Below are 26,217 nucleotides of genomic sequence, written 5' to 3'. Positions count from 1 at the left end.
TTTGTATAAAAGTGTCATTCCCCATTTCTATATTAGGAGGAAATTGGTTTATGGCTAGAAAAAAACTATATGAAGTAAGTGGACAGCTTTCCAAAGTGGCTCGAGGAGTGGAGAAGGCTGACTTAGTTGTGAAAAATGGAACATTAGTAAATGTGTATTCTGGTGAATTACTCGAAAATATAGATGTGGCTGTAACGGAAGGTAGAATTGCGTATGTTGGAAATGCTGATCATACAATTGGGGAGCAAACAAAAGTAATTGATGCTCAGAAAAAATATATTGTCCCTGGTTTTTTAGATGGGCATATGCACGTAGAAAGTACGATGCTATCCGTTACCGAATTTGCGAAGGCAGCAATTGCGAAAGGAACAACAGGTATTTTTATGGATCCCCATGAAATTGCCAATGTTTTTGGTGTTGACGGAGTGCGTTTAATGCACGAAGAAGGCCAACAACTGCCTTTAAAAGTGTTCACTACTTTCCCTTCCTGTGTTCCTGCAACAACAGACTTAGAGGATGCAGGTGCCTCATTAGGTGTAGACGATATTAAAGCTGGTTTACAGTGGGAAAATGTTGCTGGGTTAGGAGAAGTAATGAACTTCCCAGGCGTAGTTTTTGGCGATGAGATCATGACAGGGGAAATTGCAGAAACACTTAAAGCAAATAAGGCAGTGACAGGTCATTTCCCTGCTGATGATGATCACATGCTTCAAGCATACTTAGCATCAGGAGCAAACTCTGACCATGAAACTGTAACGCGCGAGCAAGGTTTACAAAAAGTACGTCTAGGAATGCATTTGATGATTCGTGAAGGCTCCGCATGGCATGATGTAAAGGAAGTTATTAAAGTTGTCACAGAAGACAAAGTTAATACAGATAATATTAGTCTAGTAACAGACGATGTGTACCCACAAACATTGATTGAAAAAGGTCACTTAAACCACGTTGTACGTCGTGCGATTGAAGAAGGGGTTCATCCAGTTACTGCAATTCAAATGGCGACGATTAATGTAGCACGTTATTATAAATTGGAACAAGATCTTGGAGCAATCGCACCAGGTAAATGCGCAGATATTTTATTAATGGATGACCTTTCTAATGTTGAGCCTGCAACAGTTATTACAGATGGGGAAGTTGTATTTGCAAATGGTGGATTGGTAAAAGAATTCCCTACTTTTATGTATCCAGAACATATTAGAAATTCAATTAACTTGAAGTCCGAATTAACTGCAGAAGATTTCCTGTTGAAAAGTAAAAGTGCAAAAACTGCTACAGATGTAAATTTAATTAAAATCATTGAAAACAGTGCACGTACTGAAAAAATGACTGCTACACTTAATGTTATAGATGGAGTTATTCAACCAGATCTTGATAAAGATATCATCCAACTAGCGTGTATCGAACGTCACCGTGGTTCAGGTCAAATTTCTCTTGGGTTCGCTCATGGATTCCAATTGAAAAAAGGTGCAGTTGCCTCAACTGTTGCTCATGATAGCCATAACTTACTTGTGATGGGAACAAATACAGAGGATATGGCATTTGCAGCTAATGAACTAGCCAAGATTGGTGGCGGAATGATTGTTGTTTGTGATGGAGAAGTATTAGCAAAAGTCGCAATGCCAATAGCTGGGCTTATGTCTGATCAACCATTAGAAGTGGTGGTAGAACAAGTTCAAGGAATGGAAGCAGCATGGAAAGAAATTGGTTCTCCTTTAAATGCTCCATTCATGACGTTCTCATTAATCGCTTTACCAGTAATCCCGGAAATTAGAATTACCAACCGTGGACTTGCAGATGTTACGGAATTTAAATTGATAGAAACAGAGATTAATTAATGAAGAAGGTGCCTCATAATATGGGGCATCTTTTTAATTTCGTTGGTTTTGACCTGTTTTACTAATTCTAATCGACATTATGGCTTAGATTCCATTTGAATATGTCTAATAGGGAGGTTCTAATGGACAATTGAGTAAGGTTCTCCGTTTGAAATGTCTAATAGAGAGGATGTAATGGACATTTGAGTAAAGTTCTTCATTCAAAATGTCTAATAGAAAGGCACTAATGGACAATTGAGAAGGTATCTTCGTATGAAATGTCTAATAGATTATTAAATCGCACTTTAACATTAGTACTACTTTTCAACTATTCCCACCTCATTTTTCCATAAAAAAAAGAATCTCCTAGACAATTAATTTCAAATGGTCCAGGAGACCCCTCACTACTATAAATTAAGGAATAATATTCCCAGCAGCTTTATAAATGTCATACCATTCTTTTCTTGTTAAAGGAATGTCAGATCCAGCACATGCATCTTGAATACGCTGTGCTTTTGTTGTTCCTAGTACAACTTGAATGTTTGCTGGGTGACGTGTAATCCAAGCTGTTGCAATAGCTGTGTTTGTTACTTCATATTTTTCAGCAAGCTGGTCTATTAGTTCATTTAATTTAGGGAATTTCTCTAAATCACCAAGGAATGGACCTTGGAAGAAGCCATTTTGGAATGGAGACCAAGCTTGAACCGTAATATCGTGTAGTCGGCAATATTCTAGAATACTACTATCTCGATTAATAGATTGATCATGGTGCATATTAATCGCTACTCCCGAGTCAATCATTGGTGTATGAGTGACACTAAGTTGCAATTGGTTCACAACTAGTTTATGAGAAATATACTTCTGTAATAACTCAATTTGCATAGGATTGAAGTTAGATACACCGAAATAGTGTACTTTCCCACTGTTATGTAACTCATCAAATGCTTCTGCAATTTCTTCTGGTTCCATTAAAGGATCTGGGCGATGGAGAAGTAGGATGTCTAAATAATCCGTTTTTAATCTTTTTAAAATGCCATCTACTGACTTTAGAATATGCTCTTTTGAAAAATCATACATATTATCTTTTGTGTTAATGCCACACTTGCTTTGCAAGATCATTTTTTCGCGAATGCTAGAATTCATTTGAATTGCATCTGCAAATAATTCTTCACACTTACCACCACCATAAATATCTGCGTGGTCAAAGAAATTTATTCCCTCATCCATTGATGTTCTAATCAAGTGTTCTACTTCAGATAGAGAAAGCTGTGTTAAACGCATATTACCCATAACAATATTGGAAACATTTAAATTAGTACCCTTAATTGGAAAGTATTTCACGTGTAATAGCCTCCTAGAATTTTATATATATAGATTACCTATATTTACATATGAAGGCAATTATTAATAATCATTTACTGAAGATTTTTTATTATCCATGAAATGTAGATATTTCTAGTACAAATCTCTAGGTAATTTGATATACTGAATTTGTACTATTTTACTAGAAAGAAAGAAGGGTGTAATTTGGCAAAGGTTAAATTAAAAAACAAGGTTGGCGTTGTCAAAGAATTAAAAGTAGGCTTCTCATGGACTACATTTTTCTTTGGTGGCTGGGTAGCAATCTTCCGCGGTCAATGGGGAGAAGTGTTAAAGTGGATTTTCTTAAATCCTATTACTATTGGCATCTGGGGCCTTGTACAATGCTGGACAACTAATAAGAAAACAATTATTAGTTTTATAGAAAAAGGCTATGAACCAGCTTCTGACAATGATCAAGCCTTGTTAATGCAGAGAAAAATTGTAGCGTAATAGCAATTATTTATTCTTATTTTTATTTATTTTTTTTGTGCTGCTTCTGAGACGATACTATTTCATTCGTCGTGGAGCAGCATTTTTTTATAGATTAATTGAAAGCGCTTGTTAGATAGTTAGGATACCTATATAATATTTTTTCGAAGGAGTGATAATTTGTGGAGGAAAACCACTATTTAGAAAGATTCATGGAAAGTATTCAATATGTTGGAAGAATGATGAAGCGCAATGGACGTAATAACGTCGCTTCTAATGATATAACAAAAAGCCAATGGTTTATCTTGCGTATCTTGTCTAAAAGACCACACACCATTGGTGAATTAGCCGAAAAGCTCGAAGTTCGCTCCAGTTCAATGTCGCAAATGATTGATAGGCTTGAACTTTCTGGGCTTGTACAACGCCAATCCAATACAGGTGATGGACGTATAAAAGAGGTTGTATTGAGTGATGAGGGAATGAGAGGAATCAAGGACATCTCTATAAAAAAGATGGAATTTCTCTCGGCCCCTTTTACACAATTAAGTGTAGATGAGCAAGAGCAGCTAGTTCACTTGTTAGAAAAAGTAAAAGCAAATCTAGCAGATACCATGGATAAATAATCATACATAGAAGGGAATTCTGTCACAGGAGGGGAATTGTTTGATAAAACTATTTCGATATTTAAAACCACATTGGTTATTTGTTATATTAGCACCGTTGTTAATGGTGATTGAGGTTTGTATGGATTTAATGCAGCCACAACTTATGGCATCGATTATCGATGATGGCGTCATGAAGGGAAATCTAGCTTTAGTACAATCAACCGGACTCAAGATGCTGCTTATCGCTTTTATTGGTTTACTAGGTGGAGTCGGATGTACCATTTTTGCAAGTTATGCATCTGTTTATTTTGCAGCTGATTTACGGGATGACTTATTCAAGCGTGTGCAAAGCTTTGCCTTTAAACAGATAGATCGCTTTTCAGGTGGTCAGCTTGTAACAAGGTTAACAAATGATGTGACCCAGCTACAGCATTTTATTGAAATGTTATTAAAAATATTTGTGCGTACTCCTATGTTAATTATTGGGAGTATTGTAATGGTAATTGTTATAAGTCCAAAACTGGCATTAATATTAACGGTTTCCATTCCACTATTATTCATTGCAATTTATTGTTTAATTCGCTTTGCATTTCCACTATTTTCGAAAGTGCAAGCAAAGTTAGATGCTGTAAATAATGTGCTTCAAGAGAATTTACGTGGAATTCGTTTAGTTAAAGCTTTTGTTCGAGCAGATTTCGAAAGAGAGAAATTTGGGAAGCGTAATACAGACTATACAGATTTTGCTGTGAAGTCATTTCGAATAATGGCGCTCAATATGCCCATCATGATGCTAATTATGAATGTTACGATTGTAGCTGTCCTTTGGTTTGGTGCTGGACAAGCATGGGCGGGGGATTTGCCAGTCGGCGACCTTGTTGCCTTTATTAATTATGTAACTCAAGTATTGTTTTCAGTATTGATGGCTAGTAATCTCCTAATGGCTGTTTCACGTGCCAGAGCATCTGCAGACCGTGTAAATGAAGTTCTTGCCATCAAGCCAGAAGAGAATAATAATGGGGCACAAAGATTACATCATGTCGAAGGACATGTTGAATTTCGTAATGTATCTTTTGCATATGAGAATAGCCAAGCAAACGTGTTAAAATCGATTAATTTTGAAGCAAAGCCGGGGAAAACAGTTGCCATTTTAGGTGCAGCAGGAGCTGGAAAATCATCGCTTGTTCACCTTATTCCTGGATTATATGCTCCAACAGAAGGCGTTGTTATGCTTGATGGTAAAAATGTGCTGGAACTGCCCTTTGAGGATTTGCGGAAACATATAGGTTTAGTCTTACAGCAAACGATTTTATTTAGTGGAACCATCTATGAAAATATTAGTTTTGGAAAACCAGATGCAACACAGGAAGAAGTAGAAGCAGCTGCAGTTGCTGCCCAAGCACATGAATTTATTCGTAAAATGCCGAATGGATACGAAACGGTTCTTGGCCAACGTGGTGTGAATCTATCTGGTGGTCAAAAGCAAAGAATTGCGATTGCGAGGGCATTACTATTAAGACCAAAAATATTAATTTTGGACGATAGTACGAGTGCAGTGGATGTGAAGACAGAAGCCGCCATTCAACAAGCATTAAAAACAGACTGGAGTAACAGCACTTGTATCATTATTGCGCAACGTATTTCTTCTGTTGTCGATGCAGATTTTATTATTGTGCTAGAAGACGGGGAGATTGTTGCTCAAGGGAAACATGAGCAATTGCTTGCTTCAAGTTCAATATATCAGGAAATCTATCAATCACAGCAAAGGAAGGAGGAAGTAATCAATGGCTAATGAAAGAAGTGGAAAACCTGCAGATAATAATCCTCCAGTTTTCCAGCGTGGACCAGGTAGACGAGTTCCAACTGGGCCAGTGGTAAAGCCGAAAAATACGAAAGAAACGTTAAAACGTCTATGGGGATACTTACGAAAGCAGAAAATAGGGTTAATCTCTGTTACACTCTTTACTGCGATTAGCTCTTTGTTAATGTTAGTTGGCCCATATTTGATTGGGAAATCTATCGATGAATATATTATCCCGCGTGATTATGATGGACTAGTAACGCTTTGTTTCGTATTACTTTCTGTCTATATTTGTAGCTCTATATTTTCTTGGTTGCAAATGCACATCATGGCAACCGTGTCTCAACATACAGTTCGTGATATGCGTAGTGACCTATTTGACAAGCTACAAAAGCTCCCTATTCCATTTTTTGATAAAACGACTCATGGTGAGTTGATGAGTAGAACAACGAATGATATGGATACTGTTTCTAATACACTGAATCAAAGTGCTGCCCAATTCATTAATAGTATTCTGACATTAGTAGGGGTCGTTATTTTCATGTTAGCAATGAATGTGTGGCTTACACTGGTTAGCATGATCATTATTCCGATAGTCATTTTGTTTACGAAAAACGTTGCCTCTTTCACAAGAAATTTTTTTAGTCGCCAGCAAAAAGAGCTCGGAGCACTGAATGGTTTTATTGAGGAGACAGTGTCTGGTCAAAAAGTAATTAAAGTGTACCGCAGGGAAGGTAAGGTAGTGGAGCAATTTCAGGAAAAAAACCGGGCACTTAGAGATGTGGCGAAAAAGGCACAGATCTTTACAGGTGTTATGGGACCATCCATGAACTTTATCAATAATTTAAGCTTTGCACTTATCGCGGCCATCGGTGGTTGGTTAGCTATACAGGGGGATGTCGTAACAGTTGGTGTGGTAGTCGCATTTCTTAACTATTCCAAGCAGTTTAGTCGACCGATAAATGAGCTAGCTACTCAATTCAATTTACTTCAATCAGCGATTGCTGGTGCAGAGCGGATATTTGAAGTAATGGATGAAGTAGAAGAAGATATTGAACATAGTAAACTACCACCTCTTCCAGCGATAAAACATTCGATTGCTTTTGAACAAGTTGATTTTTCTTATAATGCAGCAGATGGAAAAGTATTAAAAAATGTTTCTTTTATTGCTGAAAAAGGACAAAACATTGCATTAGTCGGCCCTACCGGAGCAGGAAAAACAACCATTATTAACTTGTTAACAAGGTTTTACGATATTGAAAATGGTAGTATAATGATAGATGGTACAGATATAAAAATGTTTGATCGAAATAGCGTACGACGTCGTATTGGAATAGTTCTCCAAGATGCTTTCCTGTTTAGTGGATCTATTATGGAAAATATACGGTATGGTCGCTTAGATGCGACAGATGAAGAGGTAGTGGAAGCTGCTAAGATGGCAAATGCGGATAGTTTTATCCGAAAACTACCAAATGGCTATTTATCAGAACTAACAGCTGATGGTGGTAATTTAAGTCATGGACAGCGCCAGTTAATTACGATTGCTCGGGCGATACTAGCAGATCCAGATATATTAATTCTGGATGAAGCAACAAGTAGTATCGATACGCGCACAGAGAGTCAAATTCAGGCTGCAATGAAAACGCTTATGAAGGGACGTACTAGCTTTGTTATTGCACACCGTCTTAGTACGATTCGTGAAGCCGATCAAATTCTCGTCATCAAAGATGGCGGTATTTTAGAACGTGGAAATCACGAGGAGCTAATGAAACAAAAAGGCTTCTATTACGAATTGCAAACAAATGCTATGTCCGCACAAGCTGCCATGTAGTAGGATGAAAATCTTATAACAGAAAGTGAGATTAAATAATATGAAACGCCTGCTCATAATGTTTTCAATCATGTTCGTGGTTATTGCTGGATGCTCTAACAATGAAGGTAAGGAAAAGACCAATGTGGAAAAAAATGATAGTGTACTAGCTGGTTATACTGATGAAGAAATGGTTTATTTCTTTTTTGATGCTATCAAAAATGGGGAAGAAGAGACGATTTATGACAACGCATTTGAAGGACAGCAAGCTATTCTAGAATCAGCGATTGATCAACTAAAAATCCAGATGGAAAGTACAGATATATCGATTGAAGTAGAGAAAATTATTGGAAAAGTAACAGTAGAAAATTATTCTCTCATGCTGTTGATTAATAAGTTAATAGATAAAGACGGCAACACAATCAATTATATCACTGCACAAATTCCATTACTTGATGTCGATGGCCAGTATCAATATGCATGGGACATTAAGAAGCTTCCAGATGAAATAGCAAAACACGACGAGGAAGTACAGAAACAGGTACAAGATTTACTAGAAAAAGATGAAAAAGTACAAGAAACAATTAAGTGGATGAATGATCAAAACTTCGCTTTAAAAGATGCGTACAATGAACATATGGAGAAATATCAATAAGGAAAAGGAGCAGACCACTTTAGTGGGTTCTACTCCTTTTTGCTTACTACAAATATCCTGATGATTAGATGCATATTAGTGCCAATGACCTATGTGAGTGTGTTATAATATTTCAGAAAATTATACCACTTATAGGAGGTAGTTATGAAAAGGCATTTATTTTTAGTTTTATTATTATCTATCATTCTAGTAGCTTGTAGCGCAGATGACACAGAGCAGAATTCAGAGAAGGACGCACAGATTGAAAAGCAAGATGATATTGCTCAAGTTGAAGAGAAAGATAAAACGGAAGAAAATGTTGATAACAAAGAGCTGGAGGAAGAATATAACCCGTTTTTTGCGATAGGTAATATCACATTAAATAAGCGTGACATTGTATTACATGAAGTTGAGAATGGTAAGGTTATACTTGTAGGTGAAAAGCTACAAAATGGAAGTGCCAAAATAGCAGTTAGATTTACCGGTAATTTACAGAGGGTATGGAATAATATAGAACCAAGTCTAAAAATTATTACAGATGATGGTAACGATTTTTCCAATTTCAGTACGGAAACGCGAATGGCAGAGGATGGCCTATACATACTTTACAATTTTAGTGATGTAACAGGAACCTCAATTGCACGAATCGATTTTTCCATTAATAAAAAGAACAAAGATATGGAAGTGAAGAAATTTGTATTAGAGGAAACAACTCAATCTATGGAGGTTCCTGGGCTAATTCAATATATTAGTAATCCACAAGAATTACCCGAGCTAAAAGACCCCTATAAAACGATTACTTTTAAAGAAATTACATACGGTGATCATGCCCTAAAAGTAAAGGCAGATGTTACTTATAATGAAGATGTGAAACTGAAGGCTACCAATGCTTATTTGTATAATCCCTTTACAGAGGAAAGTTATAAATCTAAGATTGAGAATGAGTACTTTGCTGGAATTCCAAAAGAAATAAACCTGAAATTTGATGTTGGTTTTATCTCACAACATAGTCCATATGTTCATCTAGTGTTATTAGATCGAAAAATCAATTTATCATTATTTTCCGGAAAGTCGTATGAGAATGAAATGAAAATAGTTTCGTTACCAAATGAGAGCGTAACGGATCAACTCTTTACAAATCTATTAAATGCACCTAGCATCGGAGTACAGGTCCCTTCAGAATCTGGATTAACCGATATATTAGGAAATACATATTATAATGCAAAATCAATCATGGTTCCATCAGACTATACAGGTGCTCTTTATAGAGATCAGCAATTGGTCAAATTATACTCTGATGGGTTTTCGACATTTACTGCAACACTTTCGATTAAGCATGACAATCGATTCGTTAATCAAGATATAAAGGTATATTTTGTTGCAGATGATTTAAAATTTGGAGATAATGGGAAATTACTTGAGCCTGACTTTTCAGGTACAATTTTAAAAGAATTAACACTTACACCTAATGAAATCCAAGAAGTTACATTTGAAACAAAAGGATCATCCGTGATACATATCATATCTGCCAGAACAGAATCAGCAGTTGGTTACGCCGACATTATCATAGCTGACGGTAAGTTCAACAAATAAACAAGAGAGAACTTTTTATAGTGGCTCTGTTAAAGTTCATTGTTGTCAACATCTTAGTTGATTGTAGCAAGTGTACAGGAGCGAAAATCAACAACAGAGTTTAACAGAGCTTTTATAGTAACGAACAGCTCATGTTCAGTGCACTTAAAAGTTACCATTCTTTACTTGTTCCTAAAACATGGCTAAAAAAAGACGACTTTAAAACTCACAAATGTGATTTTTAAGTCGTCTTTTCCTTCATTAAGTCTATTTTTCATCAATTAATCTCAACAGTTGCATCTTCTTTCGGGTTTGGTACGCGTACAAGAATGAAAATACCAATAATGAATAATATAACGAGACTAAATACACCGTAGGAGGAGTTTCCTGTAATTTGTGTAGTTATCCCCATTAAGACCGGCCCCATAACAGCAGCGAACTTCCCGATAATATTATAAAATCCGAAAAACTCATTGGACTTTTCTTTCGGAACCATTTGTGCATAATAAGATCTACTTAGTGCCTGGATGCCTCCTTGTGAAGTTCCAACCAGCATTGCTAATATCCAGAAATCAAGCACGGATTTAATGAAAAAGGCATACACACATACGATAATATAGATAATAATTCCGACGTAAAGCATTTTTTTCTCTGAGTATTTTTTAGCGAGTTTTCCAAACAAAATGGTGAATGGTGCTGCAATAATTTGTGTTAGAAATAAAATGATTAGCAGACTTTCAGATTTAATGCCCAAATCCGTCCCATAGGCAGTAGACATTTTAATAATTGTTCCAACTCCATCAATATAAAAGAAATAGGCAATTAAGAATAAAAATAATGTCCGGTATTTCCGAATGTCACTGAATGTTTGACTTAGACGTTTAAAGCTTTTTCCAATCGGATTCGGCTCACGTTCAATATAATATTTTTGGTAGACATTTTTTAACATGGGAATTGTGAACAGCCCCCACCAGACTGCAGTAATTACAAATGATATTTTACTAGCGATTGCATCCGAAAAAGGAAGCATTTCTTTTTGTGCTAAAAGAATAAGTGCGATACTTACGACAAAAGGAATGGTACCTCCTATATATCCAAAGCCAAAACCTCGTGCAGATACTTCATTCATACGTTCTTCAGAAGAGACGTCTACGAGAAAAGCATCGTAAAATACATTCGCTCCAGAAAAACCAATCGCAGTTATCGTATAACAAGCTAATAATAGAATCCATTGATCACTAGGGATAAAAGCGAGTGCTGCAGTAGAGAGAGTACCGAGAATAAAGAAGAAGCTAAAGAATTTTTTCTTTAATCCGCGATAATCGGCGATGGTCCCTAATATAGGTGATAGCATTGCTAAGATAAATGTAGCGATTCCAATCGTATAACCGAGATAAGCTGTCGAATCATCATTACTTACTCCTGCGCTAGCTGCTACGGATTTATAGAAAATCGGGAAAACTGCAGCGGAAATAATGAGCGCGTAGGCTGAATTGGCAACATCGTAAAGTACCCAACTTCTTTCTTCCTTCGAATACTTTTTCATCTTCGTATCTCTCCTAGTCTGCAAATTTACTTTATTGTACTAGAAAACAAGAAGGATTTGTTAGGAAAATTAAAAATTAACGAACAATTTACAATACTAAAAGTTCCTCAACTACGTTTCCGTCGGTCTCTCCTAAATTTAGTCCAAGAAGCTTTGCGAATGTTGGCCCCTCATCCACTAAATGCATAGAAGAAATAACCTTTCCTTTTGATATTCCTCTTCCAGCTGCCATCAATACAGTTGTATAATTCTCTTTTTCTGGGGAGTAACCATGAGTTGCGACTGTATAGCGCCCTTCTTTTACATCTTTTGCAGTAACTTGATCAATAAAGTCACCGTGCAATCTTTCATGAAAATAGAATCCATGTCGAGCTTCTAACATAAAAGCACAGGTTGGATCTGCTCCTTTTTTACCAGCTTCCTCGCCAGAAATGAATTTCTCAATGCCATTGTTCTCATCTTGTACTAGATTATGTAAAAGTTTCTTCACTAATGCCTTCGTTGCCTCGTCATTTCTGTCTTTTAAATATATATATGATGAACCATCACAACTTTTGCAGTAGGCCTTCCAGTCTGTAACTTTTTCTTTCGCATTTACGTTTATTAATCCATGCTCACGTAGTAATACATTCAGTTTTATTGCTTTGCCTTCGTCCAATGCACTATGGTCACCAAGAGCAATAATCGTGGATTGTTCATAAATACCACTTTCTTTGAGTGCTGTCACAATACGACCAAGACGATCATCATGGCGTTTTAGGGCAGCCATAGCTTCCTCTGAGGAAAATCCATGATAATGGCGTTGCGAATCAAGGTCCACAAAGTGTATTAACATTAAATTAGGCTTTTTTGTTTTGATTGTGTGAACAGTGGATTCTAGCACAAAGTTGTCCAGCTCTGGTTGACTGTAGCCCTTGCGTAGATGGCCAAACAGGCGATTCATTTCGATTTGATAAAAGACACTTCCATTATTTAAGGACACTGGGATTTGATGATGCCAAGGTCGATTTGCAAAAATTTCGGGCATGTTGTAATCAATCTTTGCCTTTGCTGTTACTGGCCACAGTAAGGCTGCTGTCGTCATCCCAGCTTTTTTTGCTTCGTCATATAAAGTGGTTCCCTTTACATGGCGGCGGTGCCAATACCAATCTGGTGAAGGCTCGCCGGGCTGGATGAATGTGTTGCTCGTAATTCCGTGACGTTTTGGGAAGTTTCCAGTAACAATCGTTGCGTGGCACGGGTATGTGACAGAAGGGTAAATGGTTTCAACATGCTTACAATGAGATCCGTTTTTTAGAAGTTCTTGAAAATTAGGGAGTTTCTCGATGATAGGAAAATCCAACGTGGAAAGACAATCAAATGAAATGACAATTAAATGTTCAGTAAGACGATTCATAGTAACCTCCAATAATAAGATATCATTAATCCTATTATAAAGGGTCAGTCCCCACAATTACGAATATTTTCAAATTGTGGTTACTGACCCTTTTCATTTACATATCATGATGGCTCTTACTCTTTTGACGTGTATGGTTTTTATTCTTTACTTTATGGGAGCCACTTAGTGGTTCTGGTTGGCTCGTGCCCGTTTGATTGTTTTTTTGTTTTTGTTGGTTTTTGCCCATTCGTATTACTCCTCCGTAAATGCTAATTATTGTAGTGCATTTATATCGTTACACACAAAATGATATATATGCATATGTTCTTCACATTGGAGGATATGAAAGGAGCACTATTCCATCATTTCTCCAATGATGTCATACGATTTTAAACGATCCTCTTGATAAAAGATTTGTGAATTGATAATGAGTTCATCAGCCTCTGTTTCCTTTATAAACGCAGACAGCTTTTGCTTAACTGTTTCTAGAGTTCCGACGATGGTGGAACGGGAATTCAGAGACTTCTCAATATGTGCTCGTTCAATTGGAGACATTATTTCTTCTATATGTTCAACAGGTGGTTGTAATGGTGTTGGTGTATTTCGAATTAAGCTAAGGAACTGCTGTTGTTGAGATGTTGCTAGCCACTGTGCTCGTTCTTCTGTTTCTGCTGCAATTACATTAATACCAAGCATGACGTATGGTTTCTCTAAATCATTGGATGGTTTGAAGTTATCACGATACAAGTTGATCGCTGGAATTGTATACTCCGCAGAAAAATGACTTGCAAACGAGAACGGAAGCCCTTTTTGAGCAGCAAGTTGTGCACTAAAGCCGCTTGAACCTAACAACCAAATAGGGATATTTAGTCCTTCACCAGGATATGCATGGACCTGTGCAGTACCCGAGAAGTATGCTTCCAATTCTTCGACTTGTTGTGGAAACTCCTCAGCACCACGATTTAATGTTCTTCGTAAGGCATATGCGGTCGCATGGTCACTTCCTGGTGCTCGTCCTAATCCAAGATCAATTCTGCCAGGGTATAACGACTCAAGTGTCCCAAATTGTTCTGCGATCACTAATGTTGCATGATTCGGTAACATAATTCCGCCTGCGCCAACTCGGATATGTTTTGTCTGGTCCGCAATATGGCCAATTAGCACGGAAGTTGCAGAACTTGCAATGCCTGGCATATTATGATGTTCTGCTAACCAATAGCGGTTGAATCCTAACTTTTCTACATGTTGTGCCAATTGAGCACTATTTTTGAATGACTCCTCAGCCGTACTACCCTCATTTATAGGTGCAAGGTCAAGGACAGATAATGGTATCCCATTAAAATACTTTCTTTGATTTGAGCTCATAAAAAAATCACCCCTTCATCTATCTACTTATGAATGATAATACGTTTTATCTCTGTAACTTTCCAATAAATAGTCTATAAAATATCTTTCTTAGGAAAAGATATAAAAAACCACTTTGATATTAATATTTATTTACAAAATCTTAACAATAAACTTATTTACTTTTAACGATATCTTAATTAAACTTGTGTATGGCAGAATAATGTCGAATGATAAAGTAAAGGACTGAAAACATGGATTTACAAACTTTGCTTTTTACCTTTTTTGGAGGACTCGGGATATTTCTTTATGGAATTAAGTCAATGGGGGACGGTCTTCAAAAAGTTGCTGGCGATGGTTTAAGAGACTTATTAGACAGGTTTACGACAAGACCAATTTTTGGTGTTTTAACAGGTATAGTTGTAACAGTTCTAATTCAATCTAGTTCAGGGACTACAGTATTAACAGTTGGTCTTGTAACAGCAGGTTTTATGACATTAAGACAGGCAATTGGGGTTATTATGGGTGCCAATATTGGTACTACAGTAACAGCGTTTATTATTGGGATAGATATTGGTGCATATGCTTTACCAATCCTAGCATTAGGTGCATTTTTACTGTTTTTCTTTAAAAATCATAAAATTAATAACTTCGGTCAAGTGTTCTTTGGTTTTGGTGCGTTATTCTTTGGATTAGAATTAATGGGAGACGCAATGAAGCCGCTGCGTAGTGCACAAGGATTTATTGATATGATGGTTAATTTAGGGGAGACTCCTATACTAGGTGTTGCTGCTGGAGCCCTGTTTACAATGATAGTCCAAAGCTCATCAGCATCCGTGGCACTCTTGCAAGCACTTTATGAGCAAGATGTAATTAACCTTCAGACAGCATTGCCAATTTTATTTGGTGATAATATCGGAACAACAATTACTGCAGTGTTAGCGGCAATCGGTGCTTCCATAGCTGCAAGAAGAGCGGCGTTTACGCATGTGTTATTTAATTTAATTGGTACAATTTTAGTATTGATACTGATTCATCCTTTTACTACTTTAATTGAATATTTCCAAGCGAGTTTAGGATTAAATGATAAAATGACAATTGCATTTGCGCATGGAACTTTTAATGTAGCGAATACAATTATTCAATTTCCATTTATCGCTGGATTAGCATGGATTGTAACAAAGCTAGTTCCTGGTGAGGATAAGAGAATCGAACATAAAGCAGTTCATTTAGGTGAGCAATTTATTCGTCAATCTCCTTCTGTCGCACTTGGACAAGGAAAAAAAGAAGTGTTGCGTATGGCGGAATTGGCAGATCAAGGTATTGTAGAAGTTGGTCAATACTTTAAAACTCAAAGTAAGAAAAACCGTGAAGTATTGCCGCAAATTGAAGATGCTTTAAATAACCTAGATAAGACAATTACAGAGTATTTAATCCAAGTCTCATATCATCCATTAACAGATAGCGATATGCAGACACATAATACATTAATGAATACAGTTATTAACTTAGAGCGTATTGGTGACCACATGGAGAATATTATGGAACTTGTGGACAGCCAAATTTCAAGCAAGGTGAAATTCTCTGAATCTGCACTGAAGGATTTAGATGATATGTTTGATTTAACTGTTTCTACTTTAAGACAAGCTATTAAGGCGTTAGAAACGGATGATTTAGAACAGGCGAAAATGGTACTGCAAAAGGAAATCCAAATTGATCAAATGGAGCGCGATTTACGCCATAAGCATATTACACGTTTGAACGAAAATAAATGTACAGGTACTGCTGGAATTGTCTATGTAGATATTGTGAGCAACCTGGAACGTATTGGGGACCACGCTGTTAATATTGCTGACGGAGTATTAGGTGTAAGAGGCGAAGAATAATTTAAAGCCAATGGGACTTAAATATAGATGAACGAAAAGCCAAACTATTTCTTGGATTAATTTCAAGGTAGTTTGGTTTTTTTATAGAAATTTCTTGAATATAGATGGAAAGTAATTGCTTGGCATTCACTCTTTTTTGTATCATAAAATATATAAAAGATCCTTAGGAGGGATCGCAATAAAAACAATACTAAAGATATCATCATTCTTAATTGTTGCTTTATGCTTATACATGATTTTTCAAGCTGATTGGTTTGTCATGTTAAAATCTGGTGACATGGATTTAATTGCTGATTATTTTGAAGAGGAGTGGCAACTAGCACTTTTCATTACCTTCATTCTAATGCTCATACAAAATTTGTTTACACTTGTTCCACTTGTATTAGTCGTTACTATTAATATTTTGCTATTTGGGTTCTATGGTGGTTTCTTCTGGAGTTGGGCAACGAGTGTAATGGGAAGCTTACTTGCCTTTTTGCTATACCGTTATTGGCTACAAACCTTTTTAACGACTAAAGTAAATAGTGATATAAGAAGTAAAATTGAAAATAATGGTTTTCTATTTGTTTTTTATGCACGCCTGTTTCCTTTTTTTCCAACAAGCCTTATTAATGTGACAGCAGGAGCAAGTACGATTAAATTTTATCATTATATAAGTGCAACAGTGCTAGGAAATCTAATATATCTGCTGATTGTCAGTTTGATTGTGAATGGTATTGTTTCTGCAAGTTTCGAAAGTTATGTGTTTTTTGTAGCGCTTGTCATCGCTATACCACTTTTCTATTTATATAAAAGGAAAAAACGAAAAGTTAAAATACTACAAAAAGATGTGGCTCATTTTAAATAGGGTGCTTCTAAGGGTTAAACCTTTGAAGCACCCTTGATTTTTATATTACAAGCAATAGGCTTACAGCCATAATGGCCATTCCGCTAATTAGACCGAAAATTGAAGTATGTGCTTCATCGTACTTTTTAGCAGCTGGTAATAGGCCATCGAGCGAGATGAAAACCATAATACCGGCAACTGCGGCAAATACGACACCGAACATAATATCGTTTAAAAATGGCATTAAAATTAAGAATGCTACAATAGCACCTATTGGTTCTGCAATACCAGATAAAAACGATAGCTTGAAGGCTTTTTTTCGACTGCCTGTCGCATAATAAATGGGTACTGCAACTGCAATTCCTTCTGGGATATTATGAATGGCAATAGCAATGGCAATGGCGATTCCTAAACCGGGATCCTGTAGTGTTGCTGTAAATGTAGCAATCCCTTCTGGAAAGTTGTGTATACCGATTGCAAGAGCGGTAAAGGTACCCATCTTCAATAATGCTGGATCTTTTATGCCTTTGTTTGTAGGATTCATCTCTTCCACTTTTTTCAATTCATGTGGATTTCCTTGTTTTGGTACAAACTGATCAATCAAGGCAATCAGTAACATTCCTCCAAAGAAGCCTGCTACGGTTATCCAATTTCCTAGTTCATTTCCTAGATCATTCGTTAGCGAATCTTTTGCTTTTACAAATATTTCGATCATCGACACATAAATCATCACTCCTGCAGAAAAGCCTAAAGAGAAGGAGAGAAATTTTGTGTTTGTTGTCTTAGTAAATAGGGCGGTGAAGCTCCCAATTCCTGTTGCCAAACCAGCAAATAATGTTAGTGCAAAAGCAAGTATTATATTTTCAGTCATCACACTTAACTCCCTTTGTTGTTCATGTAGGAAAAATTGATAATTTTATTCATATGCATCTGCACGATAAAAGTTGCCCTCAGGAAACATTTTATACCCGAGGAAAAATGTCTGTCAATTATTTTATTAATAAAGTTATAATTTTGTGAGTTATTCCATTAATTTTGACTATTTAAGCAGGATAAATGTGATGGTGGGGAGAAATTAAAACGAGAGAGAGTTTTTTTAGTCTCATATGCTAAAATGGACTAGAAAATATCGTTTTACAAGTGGAGGTTAATATGAGTACAGAGCAAATTTTCCAAAAGGAATTTACCGTTACAAAGCAGGCAAACTTACCGTTTCTTTTATCCTTACCATCTAATTATGAGCAAAGTGAGGATTTATATCCATTAGTACTATTTTTACATGGGATGGGTGAACGTGGTAATGACCTAAATAAGGTGAAAGTACATGGTATTCCAAAGGTAGTGGAAGAAAAGGAATTTCCATTTATTATGGTTGCACCTCAATGTCCGGATGATCTCTATCGTTACTCGACGTGGGTTAACCTTATGGATGAGTTAAAAGCGCTGATAGATGACGTGGCAGCGAACTATCGAGTAGACAAGCAACGCATTTATGTGACCGGTCTCAGTATGGGTGGTTATGGTACATGGGAAATTGCAAAAAGATATCCTGAATTATTTGCTGCAGCAGCACCGATTTGTGGTGGTGGCTCTGTTAAAAATATAGAACGGTTAAAGGATGTCCCTGTTTGGGCATTTCATGGGGCAAAAGATGATGTTGTTTTACTAGAGGAAAGTGAAGTGATGGTGGAGGCTCTCCGGAAAGCAGGAGGAGATGTAAAGTTTACTGTGTATCCTGAAGCAAACCATGATTCGTGGACTGAAACATACAATAACCCTGAATTTTACACATGGTTGTTAAGTAAAAGGAAAGAAGTTTAAGAGAAAACATTTTCTTTTTTATTAAAAAGGCTACAATCGAAACGTTTTTATGATAGAATTATGTAAAGGCTTTTTTAATATTTTTATGGACAATTAGGAGGATTATATAATGAGTAAATTAAAAGTTGGAGTAATTGGTTGTGGAAGTATTTCTAGATGGCGCCATCTACCAGAATATGCTGCAAATCAACAGGTAGAAATTGTTGCTGTTTGCGATATAGTAGAAGAGAGAGCAAAAGAAATGGCAGAAGAATACAATGCTACTGCTTATACAGATTATGAAACAATGTTAAGTGAAGCAGACCTTGATGTTGTATCTGTATGTACACCAAACTACCTACATGCACCTATGTCAATTGCTGCTTTAAATGCAGGTAAGCACGTACTATGTGAAAAGCCAATGGCTACTTCAGAGGAAGAAGCATTAGCTATGATTGAAGCTGCTGAGAAAAATGGTAAGAAATTGATGATTGCTCACAATCAACGTTTCGTTCCTTCTCATGTAAAAGCTAGAGAGTTGATTGAAAACGGTGCAATTGGAAAGATTTATAGCTTCCGTACAGCATTTGGTCATGGTGGTCCTGAAGGATGGAGCATTGACGGTAAAGATAGCTGGTTCTTTAGAAAAGAAGAAGCTTTCATCGGAGCTATGGGAGACCTTGGTGTTCATAAGACAGACTTAATGCGCTACTTACTAGGTGAAGAATTTGTAGAAGTTGGTGCGTTTGTAGAATCAAGTGCAAAAGAAAACAGCGACGTAGATGATAGTGCTGTATGTGTACTTAAGTCTGAAAGTGGTATCGTTGGAACACTTGCTGCAAGCTGGGCTTACAAAAAGAGCGAAGATAACTCAACGGTTATTTATGGTGAAAAAGGTGTACTTCGCTTAGAAGACCACCCACAATATGGACTAGTTGCCCAATATACAAATGGTGAAGTTGTAAACTATGAACTTGGAAGAATTCAGTCTAATGATGAAGGCGGACAAACTGGTACAAGAGTAATCGAACACTTTGTAAACAGTATTATTAATGATACAGTTCCACCAATTGATGGAGAAAGTGGAATGAAATCATTAAAAGTTGTTCTTGGAGCATTAGAATCTAGCGAAACGAAGAAAATTGTACAACTTTCATAATCATATAAATAGTATAATAGAGTAGACCTTTAATGAGAGGGGACAACCCCCCTCTCATCTATAGGTTAATAGTTAGATGTGGCAACTTCCGTGGTAGCGCTTTATTTTGGGGATGTACCTGTTTTTAATGGTATAATTTTCACTTAAAGGGATTTGTACATCTAAGATTGCCAGTAAATACAGGATACATATAAAAGTAGACAAAATTATTAGGGAAAGGATTGTGTCATTACTTATGAAACTTGGAGTTTTCGCGGTATTATTTGCAGAGAAATCGTTTGAAGAAATGCTTGATTATGTGAAAGCGTCTGGTCTTGACTCTGTGGAAATTGGAACTGGAGGATACCCAGGAAATGCACACTGTGATTTGGATGCATTACTTGAAAGTGAAGAGAAACGTAAGGATTATTTACACCAAGTAGAGTCACGTGGATTAACAATTAGTGCGTTTAGCTGTCACGGTAACCCGATTGCACCTGACGAGGAATTTGCAAAAGAATGTGACGAAACAATTAGAAAGTCAATTAAACTTGCATCTCTTCTAAACGTCCCAGTTGTGAACACTTTCTCTGGAACTCCTGGTGACCAGGAAGGTGCCAAATATCCAAACTGGCCTGTTGCACCTTGGCCAAATGATTATGGTGAATTATTAAAGTGGCAATGGGAAGAAAAACTTGTTCCATATTGGAAAGAAGTTGGAAAACTAGCAGAAGAGCATAATGTGAAAATTGGTCTAGAATTACATGGTGGTTTCCTTGTACATTCACCATATACATTATTAAAATTACGCGAATTAACATGTGACGCAATTGGTGCAAACCTTGACCCTAGTCATATGTGGTGGCAAGGAATTGATCCTGTAGCTGCTATTAAAATTCTTGGTAAAGAAAATGCAATCCACCATTTCCATGCGAAAGATACATATATTGACCAAGATAACGTCAATATGTACGGATTAACGGATATGCAACCATACACAGAACTACAAACAAGAGCTTGGAATTTCCGTTCTGTTGGCTGTGGACATGACATGAAAGAATGGTCTGACATGATAAGTGCGCTACGTACATTTGGGTACGACTATGTTGTCAGCATCGAACATGAAGACCCAATTATGTCTATTGAAGAAGGATTCCAACGCGCAGTTTCTAACTTAAAATCTGTACTAATTAAAGAACAACCTGCTGATATGTGGTGGGTGTAATAGAAAAGCGCAAGGCTTGCTGTTAAGGGAGAGGCAATTGTTCTGAGCCATTAAAGGAGGGTTTATGCCTTTATGTGGCTCAGGTTATATGAACCCGAGTCCTTCAGCCTGTAGCTAGACAAATAAATAGTAAGAGTTAAGACTCCTGAGAGCACAATTCAGGGGTCCTTTTTTTGTGAATGAATGTTCGGAAATTGTTAACAAGTACTCTGTTTGATGAATAAAGTCATGATTGATTTACGGGTGATTCTGGGTTGAATCCGTCGATAGGGAGGTTGTCTCGTAGGTTTTAAGTAAATAGCTCATTCGAATTGGTAGAGAGAGAGGTTGTCACGACGTTTTCGATTGGGTATCTCGTTCGAATCAGTCGAGATAGTGGTCGTCAAGACGATTTGGAGCGAATATTTAAAGTTGAAATGGTTGAGAGAGAAGTCCTCACTACGTTTTTGTTCGAGTATCTTGTTCGAATCAGTCAAGAGAATGGTCGTCAAGACGATTTGGAGCGAATACGAAAGTCGAATCGGATGAGAGAAGAGTTGTCACGACGTTTTCGATTGGGTATCTTGTTCGAATCAGTTCAGAGAGGGTCTGTCACGACGATTTTATGCGAGTACTTTATTCGAATCGGTCGAGAGGAAGGTTGTCACTACAGTTTTATGTAAGATTCTTCTTCATATCGGTGGAGAGAAGAGCTCTCACGACGTTTTCGATTGGGTATCTCGTTCGAATCAGTCGAGATAGTGGTCGTCAAGACGATTTGGAGCGAATATTTAAAGTTGAAATGGTTGAGAGAGAAGTCTTCACGACGTTATTAATCGAGTCTCTCATTCGAATCGGTCGAGAGGAAGGTTGTCACGACGTTTTCGCGTAAGTATGATAGTCGAAACGGTCGAGAGAAGCACTCTCACTACAGTTTCGCTCGAGTATCAGGTTTGAACTAGTTCAGAAAGAGTCTCTCACGGCGATTTTATACAAGCATCAAGGTCAAATCAGTTGAGAGAAATGCACAGACAACCGTATTCCAGTTGGTCAAGAGGAAAATTGGAACGACAGTAGTTATTTCATATATAATGAATTCATACATATGGTAGAGATGCAAGGAAGGAAGAGAATGAATGAAGGATATCGTCGTCATTGGTGCTGGAATACTTGGAGCTTCGACAGCGTATCATTTAGCCAAAGCAGGGGCCGAGGTAACCATTATAGATCGAAAAGATAAGGGTCAGGCAACAGATGCTGCGGCTGGTATCGTATGTCCATGGATATCGCAACGTCGAAATCAAGCATGGTATAAGTTAGCGAAGGCAGGTGCCCGTTATTATTCCGAGTTAATCCCATTGCTAGAAAAAGAAGGAGAAACGAATACAGGATATGCTAGAGTTGGAGCCATTAGTCTGCATTCCGATAACGATAAGCTTCAAAAAATGATAGAGCGTGCTATAAAACGTAGAGAAGATGCACCTGAAATTGGAGAAGTGCGGTTACTAACTGCTAGTGAAACAAAAGCGTTATTTCCACCAGTTGCGGATATGTATAGCTCTGTTTACATAAGTGGAGCTGCCCGGGTGGATGGGAGAGCGTTGCGTGAAAGTCTCCTCCAGGCAGCAAAACGAAATGGAGCTAAGATGATACTTGGGAGTGCAAGTTTAGAACTACAAGGATCAAAAGTGACAGGCGTTAAGGTAGATGAACAGGTATTCAATGCTAAAACTGTTATTGTCACAAACGGTGCGTGGGCCCCGCAATTACTAGAACCATTAGGAATTCCGTTGCAAGTAGAATTCCAGAAAGGGCAAATAATTCATATGCACTTACAGAATGCAGACACTAGCAACTGGCCAGTTGTAATGCCACCTGGTTCTCAATATATTGTTCCATTTAATGATGGGAAAATTGTAGCTGGTGCAACTAATGAAAAAGATACTGGTTTTGATATACGTGTTACCGCTGGTAGTGTACAGTCCATCCTACAAAATGCTCTAACTGTTGCTCCAGGTCTTGCAGATAGCACTATTGTAGAGACAAGAGTTGGCTTTCGACCGTTTACACCTGGTTTCCTTCCGGTTATAGGGGCACTACCAAACCATCACAATATTATTGTTGCGAATGGATTAGGCTCTTCCGGTTTAACAGTTGCGCCATTTTTAGGTTTGCTTATACAAAAATTAGCACTTAAAGAGCAAATCAATTTTGATTTAGAAAGCTATTCTATTAAGCATGCGCTTTAACATGGAGTGTGCTAGTTCATCAACTTTTGGTAGATACTGATAATAAAATTATCTGTTTAAAGGTTGAGAGCGATTTCAGCACGTGTTATAATAAAAACAATTAGTCGAAACGTTTCAACTGCAGTTTGAATAATACTTATTTAATGTTGAATAATATAAAAGGTTAATATTCAACATTTTTTATAATGATTATAGAAACGTTTCGATAAAATCAGAAAGGGTTGTTTTGCATGAAAATACTTTATATTGATATCGATTCATTACGTCCTGATCATTTGGGGGCGTATGGTTACCATCGCAATACTTCACCAAATATTGATAGCATTGCGGAAAGAGGAGTCCGTTTTAATAACTATTATGCATCAGATGCACCTTGTGCGCCGTCCCGTACAGCTTTATTTGCGTCTCAATTTGGGATTCATAATGGATTAGTGAATCACGGAGGACTTCAAGCGGACGTGCGCCGTATTGGTAAGGATCGTCCATTTAACTATCACCATACTGAGTATCAGGCTTGGGTTGATACATTAAGATTTAAAGGCCATCACACAGCAATTATTAGCCCGTTTGCAGGTAGACATGCTGCTTGGCATATTTTACAAGGTTTCTTAGAAGTACATGATACAGGAAAACATGCAGGAGAAACAGCAGGTGATGTTTCAAAAGAAGCACTACGCTGGATTAAAGAACGTGGAACGGAGAAAGAAGATTGGTTCCTATACTTAAACTTCTGGGATCCACATACTCCGTACCGTACTCCAACAGATTACGGAAATCCATTTAAAGATGATCCAGCACCAGAGTGGTTAACAGAGGAAATCATTGCAAAGCAAAGAGAAACATTTGGTACGATGAGTGCACGTGACCTTCCTGGAGGCAGTAACTGGCCAGGTCTTCCAAAAGAAATCGCTAGCAGAGAAGACTTCAAAGCTTGGATTGATGGATATGACACAGCAATTCGCCACGTGGATGATCATGTAGGTAAAATTCTTGAAGCTCTTGAAGAGCAAGGTATTCTTGACGAAACAATTATCGTAATTTCAGCTGACCATGGTGAAAACCAAGGAGAGCTAAATATTTATGGTGACCACCAAACTGCAGACCATATTACAAGTCGAATTCCATGTATTGTTGCTGGCCCTGGAATCAAAGAAGGTCACGTAGATAATGACCTTCATTATCAAGTTGATTTTGGTCCAACATTCGTAGAATTAGTCGGTGGCAAAACTAGCAAGCGTTGGGATGGACAAAGCTTCTTGCCAGCTCTTACAGATGGTGAATCTGCAGGACGTCCATATCTTGTAGTAAGTCAACAAGCTTGGAGTTGTCAAAGAGGTGTTCGTTTTGATAACTGGATGTTAATTCGCACATATCATGATGGATTTAAGGATTTCCCAGATTGGATGTTATTTGATATCGAAAATGACCCACATGAGACTACGAATTTATTCGAGGAACGTCCTGATATAGCAGCAAAAGGGATGAGGTTGCTGGATGAGTGGGTAGCAGAACAAATGAAGAAGTCTGATTCTCCTACTGACCCAATGTGGGTAGTTATCCAAGAAGGTGGACCATTCCACACTAGAGGCGATATAGCGCTAGATAACTATTTAGCTAAATTGCGTAAGCAAGGTCGTCATCAAGCTGCAGATAAACTAGAAAGTAGACATAAACAAGCATAAAGTAGTGAAATGCAAAATAGGAATAGGGAAAAAGGGGTGGTTCAAATGACGAGAAATAATAATGTCTTTTCGATGATTATCATACCTGATACACAGGAACTTTCAACTTATTATCCAGATAGATTGAAGAAAATGACAACGTGGATAGTAGATAATGCCGAGGATTTAAATTTGAAAAAAATCCTTCATGTTGGAGATGTTGTTAATAATGGTGCAACTCATGAAGAACAGTATTTGAACCACCAAGATGCATACTCACTGATTGATGCTGCAAACATCCCTAATCTAATTGCAATAGGTAACCATGATTACGATAATCTTCTGCATGAAAATAGAGATTCCGCAATGTTTAACAAATATTGCGGAATCCATAAATATGAATCTAAAGACTGGTTCGGAGATTCATATGAGCATAATAAAGCAGAAAATATGTATACCAAATTATCCATTAATGGGATAAAATTTCTTTTTCTATCATTAGAGTATGGAACAAGAGATGAGGTTTTAGTCTGGGCTGATAAAGTTATAGAACAACATTCTGATCATAAAGTAATTGTTGTCACTCACTCTTATATGTATTTTAATGGTGAACGAACAAAGCCTGGAGACGATCATAATCCAAAGGTATATAACGGATCTCGTGATGCTAATGATGGAGAAGATGTTTGGAATAAGTGTTTGAAGAAACATAAAAATGTATTCGCTGTTTTCTCTGGTCATCATATACCAGAAAATATTAGTACACGTGTGGAATGTGGTGAAAACGGTAACACCGTGTATCAATTCTTCCAAAATTGGCAGTGTACCCCTAATGGTGGTGAAGGGAGAATTCGTATTTTACAATTTAATGTAGTAGATAAAAAGTTTGATATATCGGTATTTAATCCACAAACAGAAAAATTTGAGCTAGAAGAAGGGTACTATAGAAGCTTTAAATTATCGGATTTTTAACTAAAATAGTAAAATTTTATCATAAAAAATAATATTTTAGTTGAAACCGTTTCCTGTTAGATTTATAATATAATAGTATTGAAACGTTTCAAATGGAACTCATCACTTCTTGAAACGTTTTATATTTTCAACAAATTTGAAACGTTTCAAATCAAACGTGGTTTGATGCGGTTCATTGTAGGAGGACAA

At 37.1% G+C, this 26,217-nt stretch carries 21 protein-coding genes; 15 read left to right on the top strand and 6 right to left on the bottom strand.

The genetic code is table 11. The annotated features are described in order from the left end of the window. Window positions 1-50: 50 nt before the first annotated feature. Window positions 51-1,835, top strand: a complete 1,785-nt coding sequence (ade, locus tag ACFPM4_RS13110) for an adenine deaminase (RefSeq protein WP_382352479.1) — start codon at window positions 51-53, stop codon at window positions 1,833-1,835. Between the two features lie 393 nt (window positions 1,836-2,228). Here the strand turns inward: ade and ACFPM4_RS13105 are convergent, their stop codons facing one another. After that, the gene (locus tag ACFPM4_RS13105; protein WP_382352476.1) at window positions 2,229-3,155 is read right to left on the bottom strand and encodes an aldo/keto reductase; all 927 of its coding nucleotides are present in this window, start codon (window positions 3,153-3,155) and stop codon (window positions 2,229-2,231) included. Window positions 3,156-3,341: 186 nt separating this feature from the next. On the opposite strand from ACFPM4_RS13105, the gene ACFPM4_RS13100 reads away from it, so the two are divergent. From ACFPM4_RS13100 to ACFPM4_RS13075, 6 genes are all read left to right on the top strand, one after another. Beyond that, a complete protein-coding gene (locus ACFPM4_RS13100; protein WP_382352473.1) occupies window positions 3,342-3,626 on the top strand; it encodes a hypothetical protein in 285 nt (94 codons plus the stop codon). Between the two features lie 161 nt (window positions 3,627-3,787). Beyond that, a complete protein-coding gene (locus ACFPM4_RS13095) occupies window positions 3,788-4,228 on the top strand; it encodes a MarR family winged helix-turn-helix transcriptional regulator (RefSeq protein WP_382352470.1) in 441 nt (146 codons plus the stop codon). A gap of 40 nt (window positions 4,229-4,268) precedes the next feature. Next, window positions 4,269-5,999 carry an ABC transporter ATP-binding protein gene (locus ACFPM4_RS13090; RefSeq protein WP_382352467.1) on the top strand — a complete coding sequence of 577 codons (1,731 nt, stop codon included), beginning with the start codon at window positions 4,269-4,271 and terminating at the stop codon, window positions 5,997-5,999. Beyond that, on the top strand, window positions 5,992-7,839 hold the full coding sequence (locus ACFPM4_RS13085; protein WP_382352464.1) for an ABC transporter ATP-binding protein: 1,848 nt from the start codon (window positions 5,992-5,994) through the stop codon (window positions 7,837-7,839). Before ACFPM4_RS13090 ends, ACFPM4_RS13085 begins: the two co-directional genes overlap by 8 nt. Before the next feature lie 58 nt (window positions 7,840-7,897). Further along, on the top strand, window positions 7,898-8,473 hold the full coding sequence (locus ACFPM4_RS13080; RefSeq protein WP_382352461.1) for a hypothetical protein: 576 nt from the start codon (window positions 7,898-7,900) through the stop codon (window positions 8,471-8,473). 144 nt (window positions 8,474-8,617) lie between these two features. After that, window positions 8,618-10,045: a hypothetical protein gene (locus ACFPM4_RS13075; protein WP_382352458.1), complete on the top strand. Its 1,428-nt coding sequence runs from the start codon at window positions 8,618-8,620 to the stop codon at window positions 10,043-10,045. 256 nt (window positions 10,046-10,301) lie between these two features. Here the strand turns inward: ACFPM4_RS13075 and ACFPM4_RS13070 are convergent, their stop codons facing one another. From ACFPM4_RS13070 to ACFPM4_RS13055, 4 genes are all read right to left on the bottom strand, one after another. Next, the gene (locus ACFPM4_RS13070; RefSeq protein ID WP_382352456.1) at window positions 10,302-11,570 is read right to left on the bottom strand and encodes an MFS transporter; all 1,269 of its coding nucleotides are present in this window, start codon (window positions 11,568-11,570) and stop codon (window positions 10,302-10,304) included. Between the two features lie 88 nt (window positions 11,571-11,658). Continuing rightward, window positions 11,659-12,966 carry an alkaline phosphatase family protein gene (locus tag ACFPM4_RS13065; protein ID WP_382352453.1) on the bottom strand — a complete coding sequence of 436 codons (1,308 nt, stop codon included), beginning with the start codon at window positions 12,964-12,966 and terminating at the stop codon, window positions 11,659-11,661. 97 nt (window positions 12,967-13,063) lie between these two features. Continuing rightward, the gene (locus ACFPM4_RS13060) at window positions 13,064-13,195 is read right to left on the bottom strand and encodes a small acid-soluble spore protein P (RefSeq protein ID WP_144926410.1); all 132 of its coding nucleotides are present in this window, start codon (window positions 13,193-13,195) and stop codon (window positions 13,064-13,066) included. A gap of 107 nt (window positions 13,196-13,302) precedes the next feature. Next, window positions 13,303-14,313 carry an LLM class flavin-dependent oxidoreductase gene (locus ACFPM4_RS13055; RefSeq protein WP_382352450.1) on the bottom strand — a complete coding sequence of 337 codons (1,011 nt, stop codon included), beginning with the start codon at window positions 14,311-14,313 and terminating at the stop codon, window positions 13,303-13,305. Window positions 14,314-14,546: 233 nt separating this feature from the next. On the opposite strand from ACFPM4_RS13055, the gene ACFPM4_RS13050 reads away from it, so the two are divergent. Continuing rightward, window positions 14,547-16,178 (top strand): Na/Pi cotransporter family protein, encoded by a 1,632-nt coding sequence (locus ACFPM4_RS13050; protein ID WP_382352447.1) that lies wholly within the window; start codon window positions 14,547-14,549, stop codon window positions 16,176-16,178. Window positions 16,179-16,410: 232 nt separating this feature from the next. After that, a complete protein-coding gene (locus ACFPM4_RS13045; RefSeq protein ID WP_382352444.1) occupies window positions 16,411-17,025 on the top strand; it encodes a TVP38/TMEM64 family protein in 615 nt (204 codons plus the stop codon). A gap of 40 nt (window positions 17,026-17,065) precedes the next feature. On the opposite strand, the gene zupT is transcribed toward ACFPM4_RS13045, so the two are convergent. Next, entirely contained in the window at window positions 17,066-17,875 is an 810-nt protein-coding gene (gene zupT / locus ACFPM4_RS13040; protein WP_382352441.1) for a zinc transporter ZupT, read from the bottom strand. A gap of 281 nt (window positions 17,876-18,156) precedes the next feature. Here zupT and ACFPM4_RS13035 point away from each other — a divergent pair, with 281 nt between their 5' ends. The 6 genes from ACFPM4_RS13035 to ACFPM4_RS13010 all read left to right on the top strand — a co-directional run bounded on the left by ACFPM4_RS13035 (window position 18,157) and on the right by ACFPM4_RS13010 (window position 26,028). Next, on the top strand, window positions 18,157-18,825 hold the full coding sequence (locus tag ACFPM4_RS13035) for a carboxylesterase family protein (protein WP_382352438.1): 669 nt from the start codon (window positions 18,157-18,159) through the stop codon (window positions 18,823-18,825). Between the two features lie 109 nt (window positions 18,826-18,934). Continuing rightward, window positions 18,935-19,963 (top strand): Gfo/Idh/MocA family protein, encoded by a 1,029-nt coding sequence (locus tag ACFPM4_RS13030; protein ID WP_382352435.1) that lies wholly within the window; start codon window positions 18,935-18,937, stop codon window positions 19,961-19,963. 235 nt (window positions 19,964-20,198) lie between these two features. Beyond that, on the top strand, window positions 20,199-21,167 hold the full coding sequence (locus ACFPM4_RS13025) for a sugar phosphate isomerase/epimerase family protein (RefSeq protein ID WP_144925914.1): 969 nt from the start codon (window positions 20,199-20,201) through the stop codon (window positions 21,165-21,167). Window positions 21,168-22,282: 1,115 nt separating this feature from the next. Then, window positions 22,283-23,395 (top strand): NAD(P)/FAD-dependent oxidoreductase, encoded by a 1,113-nt coding sequence (locus ACFPM4_RS13020; protein WP_382352432.1) that lies wholly within the window; start codon window positions 22,283-22,285, stop codon window positions 23,393-23,395. A 230-nt stretch (window positions 23,396-23,625) separates the two neighbouring features. Next, window positions 23,626-25,077: a sulfatase family protein gene (locus ACFPM4_RS13015; protein WP_382352430.1), complete on the top strand. Its 1,452-nt coding sequence runs from the start codon at window positions 23,626-23,628 to the stop codon at window positions 25,075-25,077. A 45-nt stretch (window positions 25,078-25,122) separates the two neighbouring features. Continuing rightward, window positions 25,123-26,028: a metallophosphoesterase gene (locus tag ACFPM4_RS13010; protein WP_382352427.1), complete on the top strand. Its 906-nt coding sequence runs from the start codon at window positions 25,123-25,125 to the stop codon at window positions 26,026-26,028. Window positions 26,029-26,217 lie beyond the last annotated feature (189 nt).

Origin of the sequence: Lederbergia graminis, assembly GCF_042655485.1 — a bacterium.
GTDB lineage: Bacteria > Bacillota > Bacilli > Bacillales > Bacillaceae_C > Lederbergia > Lederbergia graminis.
Note: the sequence above shows the minus strand (reverse complement) of the source record. Positions and strands in the feature narration are given on the sequence as shown.

Excerpts from the sequence above, each read along its gene's own strand:
- ACFPM4_RS13035 (WP_382352438.1), top strand. The coding sequence starts at position 18,157 with ATGAGTACAGAGCAAATTTTCCAAAAGGAATTTACCGTTACAAAGCAG.
- ACFPM4_RS13085 (WP_382352464.1), top strand. The coding sequence starts at position 5,992 with ATGGCTAATGAAAGAAGTGGAAAACCTGCAGATAATAATCCTCCAGTT.
- ACFPM4_RS13055 (WP_382352450.1), bottom strand. The coding sequence starts at position 14,313 with ATGAGCTCAAATCAAAGAAAGTATTTTAATGGGATACCATTATCTGTC.
- ACFPM4_RS13015 (WP_382352430.1), top strand. The coding sequence starts at position 23,626 with ATGAAAATACTTTATATTGATATCGATTCATTACGTCCTGATCATTTG.
- ACFPM4_RS13030 (WP_382352435.1), top strand. The coding sequence starts at position 18,935 with ATGAGTAAATTAAAAGTTGGAGTAATTGGTTGTGGAAGTATTTCTAGA.
- ACFPM4_RS13045 (WP_382352444.1), top strand. The coding sequence starts at position 16,411 with ATGATTTTTCAAGCTGATTGGTTTGTCATGTTAAAATCTGGTGACATG.
- zupT (WP_382352441.1), bottom strand. The coding sequence starts at position 17,875 with ATGACTGAAAATATAATACTTGCTTTTGCACTAACATTATTTGCTGGT.
- ACFPM4_RS13025 (WP_144925914.1), top strand. The coding sequence starts at position 20,199 with ATGAAACTTGGAGTTTTCGCGGTATTATTTGCAGAGAAATCGTTTGAA.
- ACFPM4_RS13050 (WP_382352447.1), top strand. The coding sequence starts at position 14,547 with ATGGATTTACAAACTTTGCTTTTTACCTTTTTTGGAGGACTCGGGATA.
- ACFPM4_RS13060 (WP_144926410.1), bottom strand. The coding sequence starts at position 13,195 with ATGGGCAAAAACCAACAAAAACAAAAAAACAATCAAACGGGCACGAGC.
- ACFPM4_RS13010 (WP_382352427.1), top strand. The coding sequence starts at position 25,123 with ATGACGAGAAATAATAATGTCTTTTCGATGATTATCATACCTGATACA.
- ACFPM4_RS13065 (WP_382352453.1), bottom strand. The coding sequence starts at position 12,966 with ATGAATCGTCTTACTGAACATTTAATTGTCATTTCATTTGATTGTCTT.
- ACFPM4_RS13070 (WP_382352456.1), bottom strand. The coding sequence starts at position 11,570 with ATGAAAAAGTATTCGAAGGAAGAAAGAAGTTGGGTACTTTACGATGTT.
- ade (WP_382352479.1), top strand. The coding sequence starts at position 51 with ATGGCTAGAAAAAAACTATATGAAGTAAGTGGACAGCTTTCCAAAGTG.
- ACFPM4_RS13080 (WP_382352461.1), top strand. The coding sequence starts at position 7,898 with ATGTTTTCAATCATGTTCGTGGTTATTGCTGGATGCTCTAACAATGAA.
- ACFPM4_RS13075 (WP_382352458.1), top strand. The coding sequence starts at position 8,618 with ATGAAAAGGCATTTATTTTTAGTTTTATTATTATCTATCATTCTAGTA.
- ACFPM4_RS13020 (WP_382352432.1), top strand. The coding sequence starts at position 22,283 with ATGAAGGATATCGTCGTCATTGGTGCTGGAATACTTGGAGCTTCGACA.